Source organism: Streptomyces sp. NPDC102270, from assembly GCF_044766405.1.
In the GTDB taxonomy this organism is placed as follows: domain Bacteria; phylum Actinomycetota; class Actinomycetes; order Streptomycetales; family Streptomycetaceae; genus Streptomyces.
Genome location: NZ_JBIWLX010000014.1, coordinates 152,451 through 173,651, shown reverse-complemented (window position 1 = coordinate 173,651; position 21,201 = coordinate 152,451). Strand labels below are relative to the sequence as shown.

Genomic DNA, 21,201 nt, shown 5'->3' with positions numbered 1-21,201 from the left:
GTCCCGCACGACCACTCGCACCACCTCCCATCCGGCACCGCCACTCACTCGCACTCGCCACAAATCCACCTCGGCCGGGGCGGGGACGCACGCGAGGTCACCCACCCCATGGAGGCCGTCCCCGCTCAGCCGATCTCGTAACTGTCCCCGTACACCTTCCACTTGAGCGGCGGGTCCAGGTCGAGATTGCCCTGTTCCAGGAAGACCCGCTGGGCCGTCTCGACCCGGCTGACGTCACTGTGCGCCGCCTCCTGCTTCATCGCCCACACCCGGGCGTTTAGGAAGGCGTGCAGGTAAGCCGTCTCGTCGCCGCCGTCCGTGGGGGTGTCCGCGGCCCTGCGTGCCCGGTCGCGGATGCCGCCGAAGCTCAGGGGGTCGGTGCCGGGGCCGTGCATGACCATCGCGTCGTAGTAGACGAACTGGCCGAGTGTGCCGAGACCGTCCTTCTTGGCACGCGCGACCGCCGGGTCGAAGTAGCCGCGGTCCCGCTCGTCCCGCTGTGCCTGGCGGAACGCGGACGTCTGCGCCGCTTCCCGCCAGGCCGCGGGAAACCCCGGGTCCAGCCCGTCGTGGGAGTCGGTGCCGTCCACCGTGCGCAGGGCGGCCAGATACGGGGCCAGCGGGTTGTCGGGGACTCGCTGCGTGTACAGCTCGACCAGCGCCAGCATGTCGCTCGTACCGGAGCAGAAACCGATGATGCCGGCGGTGTAGCCGCGGCCGTCCCCGATGTCCTCGAGGTAGGCGTACTGCGCCTGCCAGTCCAGCGAGGAGTTCTCCGCGCTGGACACCAGCCGCATCGCGAGGTCCTTCTTGACCGGGTCGTCGAGCCCGGTCGGGCCCGCGGCCCCGGCGGACGGCCACCGGGAGCTCAGCACTCCGGCTCCGAGGGCGGCGAGCAGGGTGCGACGGGCGGCGGTTCTGCGGAATCGCATCACAGTCTGTCGATCGTCTGGCAGGAGCGGGGAGCGGGAAGCCGTCCGGTGAGGTACGAGCGCGGCGGGACGCCCATCAGGGTGCGGAAGTCGGACGTCATATGGGACTGGTCGTAGTAGCCGGTGACGGCGGCCAGTTCGGCGGAGGCCAGCTCGGAGGCGTGGGCCAGCACCGCGCGGACGCGGTCGATGCGGGCGTAGTGCTTGGGCGAGAGCCCGACACCGTCGCTGAACAGGTTGCGCAACTGTCGCTCGCTGACGGCGAGTTCACGAGCCACCTCGCTGACCTGACCGGGTGTATGACCGGAGCGGACGGACAGCGCGGCGACCGCGTCCCGCAGCAGTTCGGCGCGTGCCCGGTCGGCCGCGGTGGGCAGCCGGTCCGGAAGGACGTCCGCGAGCCGGGCGACCACGCCCTCGGGCTCCAGCCGCCCGAGCTCGTACGCCAGTCGCCGCGCGGTGGGGCCCGGCAGTGCGCCCAGCGGCACGATCCGCCCGACGAGGTCGACCGCGGGGACGCCCAGCAGCGCGCGGGTCGTGCCGGGGGCGAGGCGCACCTCCACGCAGGACACGTCTGGCTTGCCCCGGTGGTACGTGGCCCGGACGCGTGGTCCCGACACCAGCAGGGTCGGCCGGCCCCGCGCCTCGCTGCGGACGATCACCTTGGTCGAGGGGTCCGGCAACTGGACGAACGGCTCCCGCGGATCCGCCTCCACGTCCAGGGCCCCGATCCCGGCGATCCACGGACCCAGCGCGTCGGGGGTGCGCGGGGCATGCTCGGAGACGGAGTTGGTCACGCCTCCACCGTAAGCGCGCGGCAGGGGGGTCCGGGTGCGCGAAACGTGCCGGAATTTCCTATCGGCCGGACCGGTGCGGCACCCATCGTGGTGGCCATGATCCTGGTCACGGGTGCCACGGGCACCATCGGAAGCGACGTCGTACGACGGCTCGTGGCGCGCGGCGAGAAGGTGCGCGCGCTCACGCGGGACCCGGGCGGGGACCGGCTGCCGCCCGGGGTGGAGGCGGTCCGGGGTCACCCTCGCGACCTCGACTCCGTGGCAGCGGCCATGGCGGGCGCCGACGCCGCCCTCCTCGTGGGCGTGTTCGGCCCGGAGGACGCCGACACCGACGGGGGGATGGTGCGGGCGGCCCGGGCGGCGGGCGTACGGCGAGTGGTGAAGCTCTCCGCGATCAGCGCGGGGGATCCCAGGACGGGCCTGGGCGGCATCGCGCACGGACACGGCGAGGAGGCGGTCCGGGGCAGCGGCCTGGAGTGGGTGATCCTGCGGCCGTCGTCCTTCGCGTCGAACACCTTGAGCTGGGCGGCGGCGCTCCGCTCGGGTGAGCTGGTCCCGAACATGCTGGGAACGGGCCGGCAGGGGGTGGTGGACCCGCGGGATGTCGCCGAGATCGCGGTCTCGGCGCTGGTCGGTCCGGGGCACGTGGAGCGGACGTACACCCTGACCGGCCCCGAGACGCTCAGCCCCCACGACCAGGCGGCCGCGCTGGGGGAGGTGCTCGGCAGCCGGGTGGAACTCCGTGACCTGACCCCGTCCCAGACGCGTGAACTGCTGGTCGCGTCGGGCTGGAGCGAGGAGTCCGCGGAGGGGATGCTGCGCAGCGTCCGCTTCGTGGCCGAGGGCGGCAACGCGGTGGTCACCGGGGACGTGGAGGAGGTGCTGGGGCGTCCCGCGCGGACGTATCGGGAGTGGGCCCAGGACCACAAGGGGTCGTTCGGTGGGGGTGGAGGCTGACCGTTGTGTGTCGGCTGCGGGGCGGTGGGGGCTGGTCGCGCAGTTCCCCGCGCCCCTGGCGGGTGCAGTCACGGCGCCTGCGGCTGCGCCCCGAAGGGGCTGTGGGAACTGCGCGATCAGCCACGATGTACCCGCAGTCGCGAGACGGCGCAGCGAGGCACATGCGAAGGCGGCTCAGACCTCCCCTCGCGGCCGGAGCACCACCGCAGCCAAGCCCAACGCCCCCACCGCGATCCCCGCTCCCACCCGGAACGCCAGCTGATATCCCTCCGCCGTCGCCGAGACCACCTCGCCCCCGTCGGCCAGCAGCCCCTCCGTCCGACCCGCCGCCAGCACCGACAGCACCGCCAGCCCCAGCGAACCCCCCACCACCTGCGTGGTGTTGAACAGCCCGGACGCCAGCCCCGCGTCCTCCTCCCGCGCTCCCGACATGGCGAGCCCGGTCAGCGCGGGCATCGCCGCGGCGAACCCGACGGACAGCAACAGCAGCGGCGGAAGAACGTCCGCGAGGTACGAGCCGCCGGCCGGCGCACGGCTCAGCAGGGCCATCCCGGCGACGATGAGGCCGAGCCCCGCAAGCAGGACCCGGTACGGGCCGAACCGCCCGATGGTCCGCGCCGACAGCCCCAGCATCAGCAGTCCGATCACGACCGGCGCCGGCAGGAACGCCGTGCCGGTGAGCAACTCGCGGAAGCCGAGGACGCGTTGGACATACAACGCACCCAGGAACTGGAAGCCGTACATGGTGGCGATCATCAGGATCTGCACGGCGTTCGCGCCGGACAGCAGTCGGGAACCGAACAGCCGGAGCCGCAGCAGGGGACGGGCGGCACGGGCCTGGCGCAGGGTGAACGCCGTGAACAGGGCGACGGCGGCCAGGGCCAGCACCAGCGTGGTGGCCGGCTCGCGGTCGCCGGACCCGACGATCACGTACACCGTCAGCATCAGCGCCCCCGTCACCAGCGCGGCCCCCGGATAGTCCGCGCCCCGGCCGAGCCCTTCGCCGGCCTCCGGGGCGAGCACCCGAATCGCCGCCACCAGGGCGACGATCCCGATCGGCAGGTTGATCAGGAAGATCCAGTGCCAGTTCAGTGCCTGCGTCAGCGCCCCGCCGAGGAACGTGCCCAGCGCCCCGCCTCCCGCGCCCACCGCGCTGAACACCGCGATCGCACGGGCCTGTTCACGAGGCTCGGGGAACAGCGCGACCAGCATGCCGAGCACCACCGCCGCGGTCATCGCCCCGCCGACGCCCTGCAGGGCACGCGCCGCGATCAGCGTGCCCTGGCCGGTGGCCACCCCGCACAGCACGGACGCCGCCGTGAACACGGCGAGCCCCGTCGCGAACATCCGCTTGCGCCCGACCAGGTCGCCCAGTCGGCCCGCCAGCAACAGCAGCCCCCCGAACGGGATCAGATAGGCGTTGACCACCCAGGCGAGGCCCGGCCCGGAGAAGCCGAGGTCGCTCTGGACGGCCGGCATGGCGACCGTGACGATGTTGCCGTCCAGGATCGTCATGAGTGTCCCCGCGCACAGGACGACCAGGGCCGTCCAGCGGGAGTAGGTTCTTTGCGGCGTTCGTGTCGGGGTTTCGACGACGGTTGTCATGGCGGGCGTGGCCTCCGCTTTCTCCATGGATTCCGGCAACGGGCTTCGGTGCACGACTTGTAACGGGCAACATCGTCAGTGACCATGGAGAGCGGTGTAAGGAGGCAGCTCGATGTCCCAGAGGAACACCGGTGTAACCGTGCAGGTCGTGAACGCGCACGCGTGTCCGGTGCGGGAAGTTCTTGACAGGGTCTCCGGCAAATGGAGCGTGCAGATCCTCGTCGCGGCGGCCCACGGACCCATCCGGTTCACCGAGTTGGAGCGCAGCATCGAGGGCATCAGCCGCCGCATGCTGACCCTGACCCTGCGCAACCTGGAGCGCGACGGCCTTGTCACCCGCACCGTCCATCCCACGGTGCCGCCCCGGGTGGAGTACGAACTCACCCCCGTTGCCCGCGATTTGCACGAGACCCTGCAACGCCTCACCGACTGGGCGGAGCGCAACAGGGTCTACATCGCCGAGGCGCGGGCGCTCTACGACGCCGAGCGGGAACCGGAGCCGGCCTGAGCTACAGCCCGAACAGGCCCGGGTCGGCGGCCAGTTCCTTGAAGACCTCGACGGGCTGCGCGACCAGTCGCCGCTCCTTGAGATCCATGATCCCGCCGACCGCCGTGATCTCGGCCGCCACCGTGCCGTCCTTCTTGAGGATCGTCTGCTGTATGCGGAACGTCTTGCCCTCGCCCCACTCGAAGGCGCAGGTCACCTCCACCTCGTCGCCCGCCAGCAGTTCCCGCCGGTAGCGGATGGTGGTCTCCAGGGCCACCGGGCCCACTCCGCTGCCGATGAGCCCGGCCTGGGTGATCCCGGCGGCCTTGAGCAGCGACCAGCGGGCGTGCTCCGCGTAGTTGATGTACACGCTCTGGTTGAGGTGTCCCTGCACGTCCGTCTCGTACCCGCGGACGGTCACCGGCACGGAATACGGTTCGCTCATGCGTCAATCCCCTCTCAGGCAACGGCAGTTGCTGGACCCGATCCTGGCATGTGCCCGCTACACCCGGCGCGGCGAGGCCAGCAGGTACCGGGCCCTGGTCCGCGGTTCGGTGTACTCGCCGACCTGCCAGCCGGCCCCCTCCAGGGTGATCGCGCAGGCCCGCAGCGCCTCGCCGTCCGGCGCGTGCACGGCCACGGCCTCGGGCTGCGGAGTCGCGCGCACCCGGTAGCCGGACGAGCCCCCCGCTTCCGGCGCGTGCCCGGCCGCCTCCAGCGCGAGGGCGGCCGCCTGTACGAGATGTGCGCGTTCCCAGCCGCAGGGCCGGTCCGTGGCCCCGTCCGGGTTGGTCATCCGGCGCAGCTCCAGCAGCCCCTGCCAGGCGCTGTGCACCTCACGCGCCCGGGCCGGACCGCTCTCCGCGGCCTCCTCGGTGCCGCCGATGTGCGCGGCGAACACGCCGGTGGCCTGGTCGGCGGGCCGCTCGGGCTCCTCCTCGACCGTCTCCCGGATGCGGTGCCCGGCCGGGGTCAGGAAATGGTCGTGCGGCGGCCGGGGGTGCCGGAAGGCCAGCCCGCGCTTCACCAGCGCGTCCAGCTGGGCCTCGGTGCCCTTCAACCGCCCGGTGACGGGATCGGCGGCGTCGATGACACGCCGCTGCGCGGCGGTGGGCGGTCGCGTCACGGCGTGCTCCTTCCGGCGGAGGGGCCGCACGACGGACCGTACGGATCACTGCCCCCTCCGCTTCGAAGGCTACGACGGGGGTCTGACATCCCGCCCGGCGATCACCGGCCGCCCGGGTTCCGCTCCCGGCCGGAAACCCGGCCGGAAACCCGGCCGGAAACCCGGCCGGAAACCCGGCCGGAAACCCGGCCGGAAAGGGGGCGGGCCGAGCCGACGGCGGTGAGCATGCGCAGGAAAGGGCCGACGCCACCAGCCCGACGCACCCCTCGGTCTTCGCGTGCGCCGCGTCCACCTCGGCCGGCACCCGATCCCACCGACCAGGCAGGCCGACCGCCCCCCGACACCCCCGCCTCACACCCCCGGCAACCCCTGCACCGACTGCGCGAGTTGTCCCACCGCGACGACCAGCGGTGTCACCGGCTGTACGAAATCGTTGAGGCGGTCGAGGGCCCGTCGCAGGACCGTCGGCTGGGGTTCGGGTTCGTCGAGTTCCTCGCGCAGGCGGCGCAGTTCCCTGCCGGTCGCGTCGGGGTCGGCGAGCGCCGCCCGGTGTTCCGCCAGCAACTGCTCGACGTGCGCGAGGAGTTCGGCCGTACGCTCGGCGTCCTGCGGCTGGAAGGAGACCGCGCCGGAGAACGCCTGGGCGCCGTGCCCCACGGCCTGGTTGCCGACGTAGTGGGTACCGCCGCTGATCATGACGCCGTTGTTGACCGGAGGGTCCTGGCGCCGGTCGTCGTTGCCCATGATGAGGACCTCCTCGGACTATGTGCCGGAGCCGCCGACGGCACCCGGCGCCGCCGCCGCACCGGACTGCTGCTGGGGGACGTTCTGCGTGGCGGTCGCGCCGGTACCGATCGCCTGGTTGCCGATGATGCTCGTCCCGCCCTGCTGGATGAGGCCCTGGTTGAGGATGGTCTGCTGCTGGGCGCGGAAGTCGGCGATGTCGTAGCCGCGCGCGGCGAGGAACTCACGGATCGCGGCGAAGGTGTGGCGTTCCACCAGGGACGTGATCCGGGTGGCGTCCACGACCTGGAAGTAGTTGTGGTAGTCCGGACTCAGCGCCAGCTCCCGGATGCTCGTCCGGGCGCCGAAGTCGTAGACCGGGTCCTCCTCCAGGGCCTTGAGCTCGTCCGTCATCCGTCTGCTGTGCCGCTCGTCGAAGTAGCTCTGCCGCAGCGCCCTGAAAGGCGCCGCGTAGAACGCCTTGCCGGTGCGGGGGACGGCCTCCAACAGCAGTCCGCGCCGCGCCGCGGGGGAGAGGGGACCGTGCAGCCGGTCCACGACGTGGTACTCGGCGCGCACCGGAGCGAGTACGTGGTTGCTGCAGTGCAGGTGGAGCGTGCGTCCCGTGGTCGAGAAGTGCAGGAAGACGCTCGGCACCACGTCCCCACCCCACAGCGGGACATGCACGGCCAGATAGTGGCGGACGGCCCCGGTGGGACGTTCCGTGATCCGCTCGACCTCGTCGGCCGACAGTCGCGCGGCCGGGGCGAGGCTCCAGGTCCTGATGAACCGCTCGTCGTCGCCGATACTCGTGCCGCTCGCGAAGACCCGGTCCTCGACGACGAGGGAGGCGAGGGACTCGGCGACATCCGCCGGCGTCCCGTCGGCCGTGCCGTGGGTGGCGGTCGCCCGCAGTCGCACGCGTACGTGGTCGACGAGTTCGGTGACGGTGAACGGCTCAGGGTCGGCAGGGCGGCGCGGCACCCCTGCCACGGGGTTGCCGGCGGGCAGCAGCGGCACGCTGAGCGACCACTGCGAGGCGGCCTCCGCATAGCCGATGAAGGGTGTGAACCCGCTGTACACCGTGACGTTCCCGTCCTGCGCCTCCCTGATGGCCGTCAGCCGCTCGGCCATCCACTTCCGCCGCGGCACGGTCGGCCGCGGCTGCCGGGCGAAGGCCTCGCGGGTCATGGTCGTGCGCAGCAGCCGGTCGACGGCGAGATCATGGCGTACGACCGTGACGTACGCGCACGCCACCACCGCGACGGACAGCAGCACGGCCGGTACCCCGGCCAGATAGGCGCCCAGCAGCCAGCTCACGAAGCCGGGGGCGGGCAGCGCCGAGACGAGGACACCGAAGGCGAAGGCCACGAGCACCGTGATGCCGGCCGTGATCACCGTGCCCACCAGCACCCTGCCCTCGGGCTGGTGCCGGCCCCGGGTGGCCCGGCTCGGCCGGCCGCCGGCCCGCCGGCCGGCCGACAGGAACACCGTGACGAACACCAGCCACAGGGGCGCGAACACCGCCAGTACGGCGAAGGCCGCGGTCAGCCGCAGGTCGCGGGAGCGGCGCAACTCCTGGGCCGTCAGACAGTGACGTACCACCGTCACCAGGTCGACGTCGGGCGAGGCCGCCACGGCGCCGGCCTCGTCGGCCAGGAGGTCCTCCACCACTCGCTCGGCGAAGCTCTCGTCGATGTAGGCCGCGGCGCACAGATACCGGGTGACATCACCCGGCGCGCTCCCGACCGGCATGCGGACCGGCGCCGTCGTCATGCCGAGCCCTCCCTCTCTCCAGCGGCGGAGCGGCGCCGTGACGGCGCCGACGGAGCTCCTGGCCCGGATCCCCGGCGGGCCGCCGGTCAGGAGCACGAGCAGCACGCCCGCCGCCAGGCCGAACAGCAGGCCACCGGGCAGCAGGTAGTCCAGCATCATGTCGGTCGGCGCCAGCGGCACCTCGGGCACGAAGGTCCTGTGCAGGCCCCACCACAGGAGGTTGGAGGCCACCGAGACCGACACACCCACGACGAGACAGCGGAGCAGGCCCGGCTTCCCGCGGACCGACGTCCGCCACAGGAAGAAGGCGAGGCCCGCCAGCAGGAACAGGACGGAGAGGTCGTTCACGACCAGTGCGGACGTGGTGCCGTATCGCGCGTCCGACGTGTCCCAGGCGGGGACGAACGCCGCTTCGAGCAGCCGGCGCAGGTTCTTGCTGTCGGACCCCTCGATGTGGAACTTCCGCTCGTACAGGTCCCGGACGGGCCCCTGCACCCACGGGCTGCCGAAGAGGCCGACGCTCAGGACGAGCAGTACGACACGGACGCGTAAGGCCGACGGTGTGTCCGAGGCACGGCGACGAGACGAGAACACCCGGGATCCCCCCATCCCCCGACCCTGCGGATCAGTGGCCGCACTCTATGGCATCCCCGCTCTCCCCGACCATGAATCCCCGCAACACCACCAGCTACTGCCGGTATCCGCTCAGGAACCGCCCGATCCGCCCGATCGCCGCCTCCAGGTCCTGCGCGTGAGGCAGCGTCAGGATGCGGAAGTGGTCCGGGGCAGGCCAGTTGAAGCCGGTGCCCTGGACGACCTGGATCTTCTCCCGCAGCAGCAGGTCCAGGACGAACTTCTCGTCGTCGTGGATCTTGTGGACCTTGGGGTCGAGACGCGGGAAGGCGTACAGCGAGCCCTTCGGCTTCACACAGGTCACACCGGGGATCTCGTTGAGCTTCTCCCAGGCCACCGTGCGCTGTTCGTACAGCCGGCCCCCGGGCGCGGTCAGCTCGTGGATGGACTGGCGGCCGCCGAGCGCGGCCTGGATGGCGTACTGGGCGGGGGCGTTGGCGCACAGCCGCATGGAGGCCAGCATGGTCAGGCCCTCCAGGTAGCTCTTCGCGTGCTGCTTGGGGCCGGTGACCACCAGCCAGCCCGAGCGGAAGCCCGCCACCCGGTACGTCTTCGACAGGCCGCAGAAGGTCAGCACGACCAGATCGGGGGCGAGGGCGGCGACGGAGTGGTGCACGGCGTCGTCGTACAGGATCTGGTCGTAGATCTCGTCGGCGAAGACCATCAGGCCGTGCCGGCGGGCGAGATCGAGGATGCCCTCGATGATCTCCTTCGGGTAGACCGCGCCGGTGGGGTTGTTGGGGTTGATGATGACGACGGCCTTGGTGCGGTCCGTGATCTTCGAGGCCATGTCGTCCAGGTCCGGGTACCAGTCGGCCTGTTCGTCGCAGAGGTAGTGGACCGCCTTGCCGCCGGCGAGGGTGGTGACCGCGGTCCAGAGGGGGAAGTCGGGGGCGGGGATGAGGATTTCGTCGCCGTCCTCGACGAGTGCCTGTACGGCCATCGAGATCAGCTCGGAGATGCCGTTGCCGAGGTAGACGTCGTCGACGTCGACCTCCAGGCCCAGCGTCTGGTAGCGCCCCGCCACGGCTCGGCGGGCGGAGAGGACGCCCCGGGAGTCCGTGTAGCCGTGCGCCTTGGGGAGCATCCGGATCATGTCCTGGAGGATCTCCTCCGGCGCCTCGAAGCCGAACAGCGCGGGGTTGCCGGTGTTGAGGCGCAGCACGCTGTGGCCCGCCTCCTCCAGTGCGTCGGCGTGCTCGATCACCGGGCCGCGGATCTCGTAACAGACCTCGCTGAGCTTGCTCGACTGCCGGAACTCCATGCGCTGCTGCCTCTCCGGTTACCTGTGTTGCTTGGTTTTACCAAGTAGGAGCTTGGAAAGTCCAACAACTTGTCTAGACTGCGTCGCATGTCACCTCGCCGAAGCTACGACCAGTACTGTTCCGCGGCCCGCGCCCTGGACGTCGTGGGCGACCGCTGGACCCTGCTGATCGTCCGGGAACTGCTGGCCGGCCCGCGCCGCTACACGGACCTGCACGCCGACCTGCCGGGCGTGAGCACGGACGTACTCGCCTCACGGCTGAAGGACATGGAACGCGACGGCCTGACCACTCGGCGCCGGCTGCCCCCGCCCGGGGCGGCCTACGTCTACGAACTCACCGGTCGCGGAAGCGAGTTGCTGCCCGTGCTGCAGGCCCTAGGCGCCTGGGGCGGACCCGAGCTCGGCGACCGACGGCCCACCGACGCTGTGCGCGCGCACTGGTTCGCGCTGCCGCTGCTGCGCTCGCTGGAGGGCGAGGGACTCGTCGAAGTGCGGCTGGAGGAGGGGGAGTTCCATCTGCACGTCGGCGCACAGGACGCACCCGCGTACGGCGAGGGGCCGGCACCCCGGGAGCCCGACGCCCGCCTGGTCCTGGACGCCGAAACCTGCGAGGCGCTCAGCCGCGGCGAGTTGAGCCTGCCGGACGCGGTGCGGACCGGCCGGGTCGAGGTGGCCGGAGACGGCGCGATCGCGAAGCTGCTGCGGGCGGGGTGACGGGAGAAGGCCGTCGGCGGGGGCTTTCTTGACGAGTCGTCAGTTTCACAGGCGTACCCGCTCGATCAGGCTCCCGACGGCACCCGCGTCGGTCGGGTCGAGGTGGCCGGGGGCGGCGCGATCGCGAAGCCGCTGTGTGTGGCGTGACGGAAGAAGGCCCGCCGAAGCGGGCCTTCTTGTCGAGCCATCAGGCTTTTTCGCGCAGTCGTGCCGTCAGGCTCCCGGCGGTACCCGGGTGGGTCGTCCCGAGCCGCGGGTCAGCGCATAGCCGCCGACCCCGGCCAGCGCGGCGAGCGCGCCACCGATCGCGGTCCACACCCAACGGTCGGACCACCAGCCGGAGGACCAGCCGTCCTCGGGCTCGATGGCGGACAGCACGGCGGAGGAATCCTCGGAACCGTCCTTCTCCGCTTCGGACTTCACCGCGATGCCCGGCACCAGCGGCTCCGCCAGCGAACCGTCCACCGCGGCCGAACCGCCGATGTCCTTGGAGCCGACCCGGATCTCGGCGCTCACCGGGAGCCCCAGGTCGGCCGTGGTGAGACCGACGGCCGTCAGCCGGACGTAGTACGTGCCCGGCAGCGGGTCGTTGGCCCAGGTCTCCGACCAGGCGCGGACCGTGCGCAGCGTGCAGTCCGCCTCCACCGAGGGAGCGTCCGCTGCGGCGGTTCGCGTCTGGGCGCCGTACTGGCAGGACTGGCGGCGGCGCAGACCGTCGTACACGTCGATCTGCCAGGTCTGCGAGGCGTGCGTCTCGGGCAGCTTCACCGTCGCCTTCACGGTGGGGCGCTGTCCGGCGTCCGCGGGGAACGACCAGTACAGATAGTCGCCCGTGGAGCCGCTCGCCGTCGCGGTCTGGCCCTGCTCGACCTCGGTCGCCGTACGGAACGACGTGCCCGCCTGGGTGGGCGCGTCACCGTCCGCAGAGGCCGAATCCGTCGGCGTCGGCGAGGAGTCGGCCGCGGCCGGTGCGACGGCCAGCCCCAGGATCAGCAGGGAAGCGCTCAACGCGCGTGTGATCCGCATCAGTTGGTCCTCCAGACCGCGAGCCGCCAACGTGACAGCCAGCCCCACAGCAGACCGGCGACGAAACCCGCGAGAATCAGCGCGCCGAGCAGCCACCAGCCGCGCCCGAGGCCGAAGGAGGCCACGTCGCTCGCGTTCGACGGCCCGTCCACCACGTCGACGGTCAGCTCGAGGGGCAGGCCCGGGGTGGTCTTCACCCCGGAGGCCGCCGAGAAGGAGTTGGTGACCTGGAGACACACGGTCTCGGCGGAGGCGTCTTCACGGTCGGCCTTGGGGTATCTGAGCCCCGTCGAGATCACGTCCGTACGGCCGTTGCCCGCACCCTCGCCGCGCACGATCTCCCGGCCGTGCACGGTGACCGCCCGCAGCAGCACCCCGTAGGAGGGGTTCACGGACCGGTCGGCCCCCACGCTCACCGAGGCGCGCAGCTCCTTGCCCGGGTCGACGTCCACCCGGTACCAGCGCTGCTGGGTGAACTCCTCGCGGTCGGTGTAGAGCCCGGACTTCAGCGTCGGGGCGGTGGCGCAGGAGCCGGCGCCCTCCGTGGCCACCGGCGTCACCACCGGGTCGGCCGCGCGGTCCACCAACTGGTTGACCTTGTCGGTGAGTTCGTCGGCGTGCTCCACCGAGGTGTAGGTACCGCCGGTCGCCTCCGCGATGCAGCTCAGCTGCCGCCGCATCTTGGTGTTCGGGACCAGACCGAGGGTGTCGATGGTCAGCCCGACGCCCTTGGCGGCGATCTCGCGGGCCACCTCGCACGGGTCGAGCGGGGCGCAGGTGTCCTCGCCGTCGCTGATCAGCACGATCCGCTTGGAGGAGGCGCTGTCGGTGAAGTCACCGGCGGCCTTCAGCAGTGCGGGGCCGATCGGTGTCCAGCCGGTGGGGGAGAGGGTCGCCACCTGCGTCTTGGCCTCGGTACGGTCCAGCGTGCTGACCGGGTAGAGCTGCGCGGTGTCCTTGCAGCCCGTCTTCTGGTTGTCGCCCGGGTAGTTGGCGCCGAGGGTCCGGATGCCGAGCTGGACCTCTTCGGGCGTCGCGTCCAGCACCTCGTTGAAGGCCCGCTTTGCCGCCGCCATCCGGGTGCCGCCGTCGATGTCCGCCGTCCGCATCGAGCCGCTCACGTCGAGGACGAGATCGACCTGCGGCGCGGTGCCGCCCGTTGGTTCACCGGCGACCGCCGCGACCGGGAAGGCGACCCCGGCCGTCAGGGCGGCGAGCAGGGCGCACACTCCCGCCGCCAGCCGTTTTCTTGTGATCATCGCCGGATCCTATTGATCAGGTGCGCCCGGCTCCAAAACGGCCGCTCACCACAGGGGGTTGGGCAGCTCCGCCCATTGGTCGCCCGGCGTCTCCGGCGACAGCCGCATCAGCGTCAACGCCTTCGCGGGCAGCGGCTGTTCGAGCAGCGCGGCCAGATCGGGCGTGCGCGGCAGCTCTCGTACGGCCGTCTCCAGCGCCCCCCGCAACGCTGTCGCCGAACCCGCCGTACCCGCGAGGGCGCCCGCCACCAGGGAGCCGAACAGCTTGCGCCGCAGGGTCGTCACATCGTCCGTGACGATCCGCCCGGACAGCGCGGGAACCGCGATGCCGTGCCGCGCGAGTCTGGCCGGGCTGACCCGGATGTCGGCGAGGTCCCGGTAGACAAGCCCGAGCGGCGCGCCCGACTCGGACAGGACGACGAGGAGGTTCTGGCCGTGTGCCTCCAGGGCGACGCCGAGTTCCAGGAGCCGCAGCCCCGTCGTGAGGGCCAGCCGGGCGAACGCGGCCAGCCATGCCGGGGATCGGGGCAGCTCGGTGGTGGCGAGGGCCGCCACGGGCAGGACCCGGTCGCCGTACACCTGGGGGGACTCGCGCACCACGGCCGCGAGATCGGGCGAGTCGGCCGTCACCGCCCCCAGCGTGCGGGTGAAGTGCAGGAGGCCGTCCATCCGTTCCGCCAGGGTCTCCGCGAACTCCGAGAGGATCGCCGACATGCCGATCGAGTAGACGGAGATGTCCCGCACCGAGGACGTGAGCCGGGCGCTGAGCGCGGTCTTCACATGCGGTCCGCCGCCGGCCAGGGCGAGGGTGCGCAGCGACATCAGCGGATGCGCGGCCAGGCCGTTGGAGACGGTCCGCTTCAGCACATGTTCCGCCTGCCACGGGTGCACCGGCAGCAACAGCCGCTCCCCGTCCCGCATCCCGGCCGGCCACGCCCCCGTCACCAGGCACTCACCGGCCGGTACGGGCACGAGCCCCAGCCGTACCAGCGGCCGGTGCTCCGGCCCGTAGGCCAGCTGCTCGGCCACCGAGAAGCCGGGCCGGGAACGGCAGTTGGGGTGGTAGGGATGCCCGTCGACGACCCGCTGCTCCCACTCCCAGTCGCGCACCGGCCACTCCTCGGGGCCCGGCGGCTGCCCTGCCCTCGACAGCGCCAACGACGCCACGCTGTCGGCGAGTTCGATCGCGAAGTCCGCGCCGTGCGGTACGCCGAGGGCGGTCATCAGGCACGCCGGATCGTCGTGCACGACCTCGTCGAGCCGTACGACGGTGACCTGGGCGGCGGTCGCGAACGGGTCAGGGTGCGGGCCGCGCAGCCGGCGTCCGTCCGAGAGACGCAGCGTGAGCCCCTCCCGGCCCGCGTCCCGCGCGGCGACCCAGGGCAGCGGCTCGTGCGTGAGCCCCCGCCACAGCCGGGACAGCACGGCCGCGCGGGCGCCGGGCAGCTCGGCCGCGTACCGCGCCACGAGGTCGGGGCGCAGGACGGCCAGCTCTTCGGCGAACCGGGCCTCGGCGGCGCGGGGACGGTGCACGGGCGGACTCCTCGGGTACGACTGGTGTCACAGCGGGACGGAGACGGCAGACATACTGATCGTCATCGCCCCGGATGAACCGTAGAGAACGAGTGAAACGCGTGGATCTCCTGCCCCCGCCGGCCGGCACCTCCGTAGCCCGCCGCGCCGACGCGTACGCGGCAGCGCCCCTGCTGAACTGCCTGCTGCGCGAGGTGGCCGTGCCACTCCCGGAACCCGGCGAGCGCCCGGTGTACCGGCTGCCCGGCGGGCGGCTGCTCAGGGTGCGGGGCGACCGGCGGCCCGCCGAGCCCGAGGTGTACACGGCGGGCGGCTGGCGGCGGATCGGTCACCCCGACCTCGTGAAGCTCGTTGCCGAGGAACTCACCCGGCACACGGGTGTGTCCAACCACGAGCTGCCCGCCGAGATGATCGACAGCCGGGACGCGGTGGCCGCGCTGCTCACGGCCCGGGACCGGACGACGGCGCCCGCCGACCCGTATCTGCGCTCCGAACAGTGCCTGGTCACCGGCCATCCGTACCACCCCGCGCCCAAGGCCCGCGGCGGCGGTCCCGCAGCCGCCTGGCTGCCGTACGCCCCCGAGGCCCATGCCCGTTTCCCGCTGGTCCTGCTCGGGGTGCGCGAGGACGCCGTCGTCGAGGAGGGCGACACCGCGGCCCTCGACGCGCTCGGCGAGGCCCCGTCCGGCTACCGGCTGCTGCCCGCCCACCCCTGGCAGCTCGACCTGGTGTCCTGCGCGGAGGCCTTCGAGGACGGCCGTCTGATCCGGCTCGGCACGACCGCCTTCGAGACCTGGCCGACGGCAGCGATCCGCACGGTGTACGCCCCCTCCCGGGATCTCTTCCTCAAGTTCAGTCTCGACGTCCGCATCACGAACGACGTCCGCCGGCTCTGGCGCCACGACCTGCTCGGACTCCGCCGTACGGATGAAGCGGTCGCGAGCGCCTTCGCCGCGAGCCCCGGCTGCGCCGCCTGGCTCAGCGACCGCGGCTACCGCACCGCCGACTTCGCCTTCGAGGAACTCGCCGTCCTGGTCCGCGACGGACTGCGCGGCCATGTCCTGCCCGGGGCGACCCCGCTGCTCGCCGCCGCCCTGGTGGAGGGCTTCGAGGGCAGCCCGCTCGACGGCACCCGGGATCCGGCGGGCTGGTGGGAGGCGTACCTGGGCGCGGTCGTCCCGCCCGCCCTCGCGGCCTTCGCCGACCACGGCGTCGTCCTCGAGGCGCATTTGCAGAACACCCTGGTCGCCGTGGACGCGGACGGTACGCCCGTGCAGGCGCTGTTCCGGGACGCCGAGGGCGTGAAGCTGCTGCCGGACGTGTCGCGCGAGGCCGGATGGGAGCGGCTGGTGTACTGCCTGGTCGTCAACCACCTGTGTGAGATCGCCGCGGCCCTCGCCGAACGCCACCCGGGCTTCGACCCCTGGCCGGCCGCCCGCCGCGAACTGTCCCGCCACGACATCTCCCGCCACGACCTCCCCGAAGCCACCGCCCTCCTCACCGCGCCCACCCTCCCCGGCAAGACGAACCTGCTGCTGAGGTGGACAGGGGCGGACGGGGCGGACGCCCGCTACCTGCCGCTGCCGAACCCACTGGCCGGCACCTGACCCGAAGCCGGTCCGCTCCTGCGTCGTCTCAGCTCCTTCTGCGGCCGACGGCCTGAGCGGTCGCCACCGCGCCTGCCAGCACTGCGGCGGCGACGGCGAGCAGGACACCCGTGGACCCGAGGAGGTCCGCGGAGTCCGAGGCGTTCTGCAGATCCCCGAGCAGGATGTTGACGGGCGAGACGCCTCTGCCCAGCAGGGTCGCGAGCAGCAGGACCAGGGCGGCCACGAGTGCGTAGCCCTGGTGCCGGAAGAGCGGACGCGAGCAGAGCACGCCGATGGCGACGCCGGTCACGGCACAGGTGAGCTGGGCCTCCACACCCAGCACGGCGTCGGCCGCCGTGAAGGTGTGGGACCCGAACAGCAGCGGCAGGAGCAGACCCGCCACCGTCAGCGGCAGGCACCACAGCAGGGCCGTGGCCACCGACCCGAGCAGCACCCGCAGATGACTGCCCGCGCTGACGACCACGACCGAGCGGTGCGCCGGGTCCTCGAGGCCGATCAGTGCCATGGTCGACCAGCTCGCACACACCAGCATGGCGCCGGCCGCCGAGCCGTAGGTGGCCGCGAGCGGGCCCGAGTCGCTGCTGGTCAGCACCGCCAGCAGTCCGACGAACAGCAGCAGGGGCGCGAGGAAACGCTGGGACAGCAGCAGCACCGTGACCATGTAGCGGATCAGGGCGATCACTCCGCTGTCCGGTGTACCGCCGGACCACATTGTCCTCCAGCGACACGACCGGTGGGCCGTCACGGCTGTCACGCCCGGTCGGCGGCCCCGGGCGTCACAGGAGCACTCGATCGGAGCCGGTGTCCGCGAGGAGTCGCGCGGTCTGCGGGGACGGGTGGTGCAGCCGCAGGGACGTGTGGCTCTCGGCGGCGTGCCGCGACGCGTCGAGGAAGACGCGCAGGCCGCTGGTGTCGCAGCGGCCGACGGTGCTCAGGTCGATGTCGATGGTGGTGATGCCGTCGTGCAGGCACCGGTCCAGGGCGGTCCGCACCTGGGGCGCGGTGGCCGGGTCGATCTCACCGGCCAGGGTGATCAGTGCCCGCGTGCCCCGGTCGTGCCGGTAGATGTTCAGCCGCGGAAGAGTCATGGTGCCTCCGTTCGTCGACTTCGGCCGCCACTGCCGCTTCACATACCGACGATCGGACGGCTGTCCGGACCGGACCGGTCGGGCGGACTGGGCTGATGCGGGACGGCTGTGGGCGCCGCGGCGGCGCCGCCCTCGGACTCCCATGCCTCGTCAGGTTCCAGCGGTTCGTCGGTGGCGGTGGCGGTGGCGGTGCCGTTGTGCCGGGTGTCCGCGGTGATGAGCGCGCTCGCGGTCAGGGGCGGGCCGTCGTGGTCGGACGCGGCAGCCATCAGCCGGGCCGCCGACTCCGCTCCGGTTTCGGGCGGGATGATCAGCAGATCCCAGCGGCCGGTGCCGTAGGAGAGCAGGAGCAGCTTGTGCGGGTCGATCTCCGGGGTGAACCAACCGACCTTGACGACGTGGCCGTTCGCGGAGATCTTGCGCGGGATGACGGGCCAGTACTCGGGGTTGACGGCGATGCGCGTGATGCGGCCCCACAAGGGGTGCAACGCGTCGGTCAGCGCGGGCAGTTCGCTCAGCAGATCCCGGGAGCGGGGCCACCAGGCGCCGTCCAGGAGCCCACGGGACGCGCCGTTCGCCTTCAGGGCGAGACGCGCTGCCGGGGCTGCGACGGGCTCGGGGTGCGGCAGGGTTGGGTTCAAGGTCGCCGACATGGCGCGGACCCGTCTCGGGCCGCCTCCGCGGCGGCCCGGGTTTCATCTCTCACCGAGAACGACCCGGCGAGGAAGCCGGTGTGCGAAATGCCCTCGGTACTGTCGAGAGTACTCCGCACCCGGCCGGGACGCGGGGTGCGAGTGTGTGTCGGCGAAGAGGCTGAGAACGTGCCGGAGAGACTGGACGATCTTGCCGGCCGTACCTCATCGGGGTCCCGTTCCCTTGCGCCTGAAGGCGTCCTTGGCCTTCTCGACGGCCTGTTTCAGGCTTCCGGAGACGCGGTCGTTCCTGCCCTGTCGTTGCAGGCGCCTGTTGCGGGTGACCCGGCCGAGGCGGAACGGCGGCGTGCCTCGCCGTGTGTTCGGGAGTCGCACAACCCGGCACCGTACGGCCACGCCATGTCAGGCGACGGTCCCTGTCAACGCGGTGGCCACGCGTTCGTCAGGCCCGGTGCCGGAGTCGTAGGACCCAGCGGGGGCGTCATGGGCTCCGGCAGGGGTGTCGACCAGTTCCGTGGTCATGAGAGCGGTCGCGGTCGACAGCGGGGCGGTGCCCGCGCTCGCGGCGGCCATCAGCCGGGCGGCCGAGGGGGCGTTGGTCTCCGGGGGAACCACCAGGAGATCCCAGCGGCCCGACGTTCCGGACAGCAGCAGGATCTTGTGCGGGTCCAGCTCCGAGGTGAACCAACCGACCTTCACCACATGGCCGTTGACGAGAATCCGGGGCGGGAGGATCGGCCAGTGGCGGGGGTTGACGGCGATACGGGTGATCCGCCCCCACAGCGGGTCCAGTACGTCGGCCAGCCCGGGGAGTTCCCGGCTCAGGTCACGGGAGCGGGGCCACCAGGCGCCGTCCAGCTCGACCTGTCCGGGGGAGAGGGGTACGGGTTTGAGGGCGAGCCGTGCGGTCGAGGCCCTGAAGGGCACCGCGCGCGGGGAAGGCTGGTCGGTGATCGCGGACATCGTGCGAACCCGTCTCCGAACCCCTGCGCGTCAACAGTTGCCCGGTACCGTTGCTCACCAGGAACGGCACCGGCATCGAGGCCGGTGCGCGAAGTGCTCCCGATGAGGCCACGCTACTCCCCGAAGAGGCGGAACGGTCGGCTCCGGGAGATCCCCTCATGTCCGACGGCCGTTCTGACCCGTGGAGCGACTGGTCTCCAGCCAGGACCGCGCCGGTTCGGCCGCGCTGGTGGTGTCCACGGTGAGCTGGAGGCAGGTCCCTCCTTCGCTGTCCGCCGGGAAGCTGCGCTGTTCTGTGGCGGCGAAGCAGTGACGGAGAATTTCCGCGACCTGACGGGCGACTTCGGGGGAGGCGGCGACGATACGCACGTCGGCGTGTCCGTCCGGGGGTGTCTCGGTGGGCTGCATGACGACCTCGTCGTTCCCCTGGGGCCCGGGGCCCGGGGCCTGGATCCGTGGACCGGATCTTTCACCCTACTCCGGCGAGCACGGTCAGAGATTCGGCGAGCCGAGGTGGCCGCCCCGTGAGCCCGGCGGTGCCGGTGCCGGAATGGCCGTGCTGTCGACGTCGCCGGAGATGATCTGTGCCGCGAGCTCGGACAGGCGCAGGTGACGGGCACGGGCGTACGAGCGGAACGCCTCGAAGGCGTCGTCGACGGAGGTGTTCCAGCGCTCCGCCAGCACACCCTTGACCTGCTCGATCAGGACCCGGCTGGTCAACGCGGTCTCCAGCTGGCTGTTCTCGAGATGCGACCGTTCCAGGGTGCGCTGCTGGAGAATCGCGATCGTGGCCACGTCGGCGAGGGCCTGGGCGAGCGCGGTGTCGGCGTCGCCGAGGCGGTGCGCGGTGGTCTGGAAGAGATTGAGCGCGCCGACGACCCGGCGGCGCAGACGCAGCGGGATGGCGTGTGTGCTCACATACCCCGTCTCGCGGGCTCGTGCCGCGAAGCGTGTCCAGCCCATGGTCGGCTCCGGGCACGTCAGGTCGATGTCGGTCCGGGCGGTGCCGGTGCGGTAGCACTCCACGCAGGGGCCCTGGTCGTGCTGGAGGGCGAAGAGCTCCAGCAGCCGGGTGCGTTCGTCGGAGGCGGCGATGATCTGCAGTTCGCCCTGTGCGTCCGCGAGCAGGATCCCGGCCGCCGACACGTCGAGCAGTTCGACGCACCGCGCCGACAGGCGCTGGAGCAGGTCGATGACGTCGAAGTCCTCGACGAGGGAGTCCGCCACCTCGACGAAGATCTCGGCCAGACGTCGTTCGCGGGCCATGCCGATCATCCCTTTCCACCGTCGGGCGAATGGGGCCCGCTTCCGTCGTCGGATTCGTCGGATTCGTCGCTGAAGCGGAGCCTGCGGGCGACCATGTCCTCCGCCACCTCCTCGAGGGGATGCGCGTTGCCGTAGACGTGGGCCCGCAGACGCAGCAGAGCCTCCTCCATGGAGACGCCCAGCTGGACGCTGACCATCCCGGTGGCCTGGTGCACGACCGCTCGGCGCAACCCCGACGGCTGCCGCACGCCCATGCCGAAGCCCTGTACGCCCGCCTCCTGGCCGCGAGGTTCCCCGTGCAGGGACGCGCTGGTCAGCATGGCCGAAAGGGCGACGGCGTCCGCGTATTGCTGCTGGCTCAGCTGCCGGTCCCCGTCGCACAGCACGGCCAGCACCCCGATGCGGATGGCGCCGATACCCGGCGGAAAGCAGCACACCCCGTGCACGCCCAGCTCGCGCACGGCCGGCAGCAGCTCGGGCCACCGCGCGCGGCGCACCCGGTCCAAGTCTGGCTCCAGGACGGGGAACCAGTGCGGACCGCCTCGGGTCCCGGCCCCTCGCCGAGCGTGAACGGGAGCTCCTCGAACCGCCCGCTCAGTCCGGGGAGAGACCACAGGGGCTCGGTCGACCGCTCGGGGCCGACCAGCAGCGACAGCGTGACACCCGCGGCGCCCAGCGCTCGCGCGCACGACCTCGGCCATGCCCTCGCTGATCACCGTTCCGCGTTCCACGCCCGCTGCGGCGGCCGCGGCACCACGGTGTGGGACGCCGCCCGGCCCGCGCCGTGCA

Annotated in this window: 22 protein-coding genes; 4 read left to right on the top strand and 18 right to left on the bottom strand. The window is 72.1% G+C overall.

Annotated features, from left to right (window positions below):
• Positions 1-125: 125 nt before the first annotated feature.
• Positions 126-932, bottom strand: a complete 807-nt coding sequence (locus tag ACIRP7_RS29235; RefSeq protein ID WP_403665262.1) for a chitosanase — start codon at positions 930-932, stop codon at positions 126-128.
• Positions 932-1,729: a helix-turn-helix domain-containing protein gene (locus tag ACIRP7_RS29230; protein WP_403665260.1), complete on the bottom strand. Its 798-nt coding sequence runs from the start codon at positions 1,727-1,729 to the stop codon at positions 932-934. Before ACIRP7_RS29230 ends, ACIRP7_RS29235 begins: the two co-directional genes overlap by 1 nt.
• 87 nt (positions 1,730-1,816) lie before the next feature.
• Here ACIRP7_RS29230 and ACIRP7_RS29225 point away from each other — a divergent pair, with 87 nt between their 5' ends.
• Positions 1,817-2,686 (top strand): NAD(P)H-binding protein, encoded by an 870-nt coding sequence (locus tag ACIRP7_RS29225; RefSeq protein ID WP_403665506.1) that lies wholly within the window; start codon positions 1,817-1,819, stop codon positions 2,684-2,686.
• A gap of 174 nt (positions 2,687-2,860) precedes the next feature.
• On the opposite strand, the gene ACIRP7_RS29220 is transcribed toward ACIRP7_RS29225, so the two are convergent.
• Positions 2,861-4,291 carry an MFS transporter gene (locus ACIRP7_RS29220; RefSeq protein WP_403665258.1) on the bottom strand — a complete coding sequence of 477 codons (1,431 nt, stop codon included), beginning with the start codon at positions 4,289-4,291 and terminating at the stop codon, positions 2,861-2,863.
• Positions 4,292-4,403: 112 nt separating this feature from the next.
• Between ACIRP7_RS29220 and ACIRP7_RS29215 the strand changes: the two genes are divergently transcribed.
• On the top strand, positions 4,404-4,799 hold the full coding sequence (locus tag ACIRP7_RS29215) for a winged helix-turn-helix transcriptional regulator (protein ID WP_403665256.1): 396 nt from the start codon (positions 4,404-4,406) through the stop codon (positions 4,797-4,799).
• A 1-nt stretch (position 4,800) separates the two neighbouring features.
• Here ACIRP7_RS29215 and ACIRP7_RS29210 read toward each other — a convergent pair whose 3' ends face one another.
• The 5 genes from ACIRP7_RS29210 to ACIRP7_RS29190 form a co-directional block, all read right to left on the bottom strand.
• Positions 4,801-5,223, bottom strand: a complete 423-nt coding sequence (locus ACIRP7_RS29210) for an acyl-CoA thioesterase (RefSeq protein ID WP_403665254.1) — start codon at positions 5,221-5,223, stop codon at positions 4,801-4,803.
• A 57-nt stretch (positions 5,224-5,280) separates the two neighbouring features.
• Positions 5,281-5,904 carry a hypothetical protein gene (locus tag ACIRP7_RS29205; protein ID WP_403665252.1) on the bottom strand — a complete coding sequence of 208 codons (624 nt, stop codon included), beginning with the start codon at positions 5,902-5,904 and terminating at the stop codon, positions 5,281-5,283.
• A gap of 351 nt (positions 5,905-6,255) precedes the next feature.
• The gene (locus ACIRP7_RS29200) at positions 6,256-6,648 is read right to left on the bottom strand and encodes a hypothetical protein (protein ID WP_403665250.1); all 393 of its coding nucleotides are present in this window, start codon (positions 6,646-6,648) and stop codon (positions 6,256-6,258) included.
• An 18-nt stretch (positions 6,649-6,666) separates the two neighbouring features.
• Complete coding sequence (locus ACIRP7_RS29195) at positions 6,667-8,997, bottom strand: hypothetical protein (RefSeq protein ID WP_403665248.1); 2,331 nt, start codon at positions 8,995-8,997, stop codon at positions 6,667-6,669.
• 94 nt (positions 8,998-9,091) lie between these two features.
• Positions 9,092-10,300 carry a pyridoxal phosphate-dependent aminotransferase gene (locus ACIRP7_RS29190; RefSeq protein ID WP_403665246.1) on the bottom strand — a complete coding sequence of 403 codons (1,209 nt, stop codon included), beginning with the start codon at positions 10,298-10,300 and terminating at the stop codon, positions 9,092-9,094.
• A gap of 87 nt (positions 10,301-10,387) precedes the next feature.
• Between ACIRP7_RS29190 and ACIRP7_RS29185 the strand changes: the two genes are divergently transcribed.
• Positions 10,388-11,014 carry a winged helix-turn-helix transcriptional regulator gene (locus ACIRP7_RS29185; RefSeq protein ID WP_403665244.1) on the top strand — a complete coding sequence of 209 codons (627 nt, stop codon included), beginning with the start codon at positions 10,388-10,390 and terminating at the stop codon, positions 11,012-11,014.
• A gap of 213 nt (positions 11,015-11,227) precedes the next feature.
• On the opposite strand, the gene ACIRP7_RS29180 is transcribed toward ACIRP7_RS29185, so the two are convergent.
• From ACIRP7_RS29180 to ACIRP7_RS29170, 3 genes are read right to left on the bottom strand one after another with little or no spacing between them, the layout of a single operon-like run.
• Positions 11,228-12,040, bottom strand: coding sequence for a hypothetical protein (locus ACIRP7_RS29180; RefSeq protein ID WP_403665242.1), 813 nt, complete (start codon positions 12,038-12,040; stop codon positions 11,228-11,230).
• On the bottom strand, positions 12,040-13,299 hold the full coding sequence (locus ACIRP7_RS29175; protein WP_403665240.1) for a VWA domain-containing protein: 1,260 nt from the start codon (positions 13,297-13,299) through the stop codon (positions 12,040-12,042). Before ACIRP7_RS29175 ends, ACIRP7_RS29180 begins: the two co-directional genes overlap by 1 nt.
• A gap of 45 nt (positions 13,300-13,344) precedes the next feature.
• Positions 13,345-14,832, bottom strand: a complete 1,488-nt coding sequence (locus ACIRP7_RS29170) for an IucA/IucC family protein (RefSeq protein WP_403665238.1) — start codon at positions 14,830-14,832, stop codon at positions 13,345-13,347.
• Positions 14,833-14,924: 92 nt separating this feature from the next.
• Between ACIRP7_RS29170 and ACIRP7_RS29165 the strand changes: the two genes are divergently transcribed.
• The gene (locus tag ACIRP7_RS29165; RefSeq protein WP_403665236.1) at positions 14,925-16,439 is read left to right on the top strand and encodes an IucA/IucC family protein; all 1,515 of its coding nucleotides are present in this window, start codon (positions 14,925-14,927) and stop codon (positions 16,437-16,439) included.
• Positions 16,440-16,467: 28 nt separating this feature from the next.
• On the opposite strand, the gene ACIRP7_RS29160 is transcribed toward ACIRP7_RS29165, so the two are convergent.
• The 7 genes from ACIRP7_RS29160 to ACIRP7_RS29130 form a co-directional block, all read right to left on the bottom strand.
• Positions 16,468-17,124: a hypothetical protein gene (locus tag ACIRP7_RS29160; protein WP_403665504.1), complete on the bottom strand. Its 657-nt coding sequence runs from the start codon at positions 17,122-17,124 to the stop codon at positions 16,468-16,470.
• Between the two features lie 94 nt (positions 17,125-17,218).
• On the bottom strand, positions 17,219-17,530 hold the full coding sequence (locus ACIRP7_RS29155; RefSeq protein WP_403665234.1) for an STAS domain-containing protein: 312 nt from the start codon (positions 17,528-17,530) through the stop codon (positions 17,219-17,221).
• A gap of 38 nt (positions 17,531-17,568) precedes the next feature.
• Positions 17,569-18,171 carry a DUF5994 family protein gene (locus ACIRP7_RS29150; protein ID WP_403665232.1) on the bottom strand — a complete coding sequence of 201 codons (603 nt, stop codon included), beginning with the start codon at positions 18,169-18,171 and terminating at the stop codon, positions 17,569-17,571.
• Between the two features lie 414 nt (positions 18,172-18,585).
• Positions 18,586-19,146, bottom strand: a complete 561-nt coding sequence (locus tag ACIRP7_RS29145; protein WP_403665230.1) for a DUF5994 family protein — start codon at positions 19,144-19,146, stop codon at positions 18,586-18,588.
• 156 nt (positions 19,147-19,302) lie between these two features.
• On the bottom strand, positions 19,303-19,554 hold the full coding sequence (locus tag ACIRP7_RS29140; RefSeq protein WP_352381533.1) for a hypothetical protein: 252 nt from the start codon (positions 19,552-19,554) through the stop codon (positions 19,303-19,305).
• A gap of 84 nt (positions 19,555-19,638) precedes the next feature.
• Complete coding sequence (locus ACIRP7_RS29135) at positions 19,639-20,421, bottom strand: ANTAR domain-containing protein (protein ID WP_403665228.1); 783 nt, start codon at positions 20,419-20,421, stop codon at positions 19,639-19,641.
• Positions 20,418-20,918 carry an ANTAR domain-containing protein gene (locus ACIRP7_RS29130; protein WP_403665226.1) on the bottom strand — a complete coding sequence of 167 codons (501 nt, stop codon included), beginning with the start codon at positions 20,916-20,918 and terminating at the stop codon, positions 20,418-20,420. Before ACIRP7_RS29130 ends, ACIRP7_RS29135 begins: the two co-directional genes overlap by 4 nt.
• Positions 20,919-21,201: the final 283 nt, after the last annotated feature.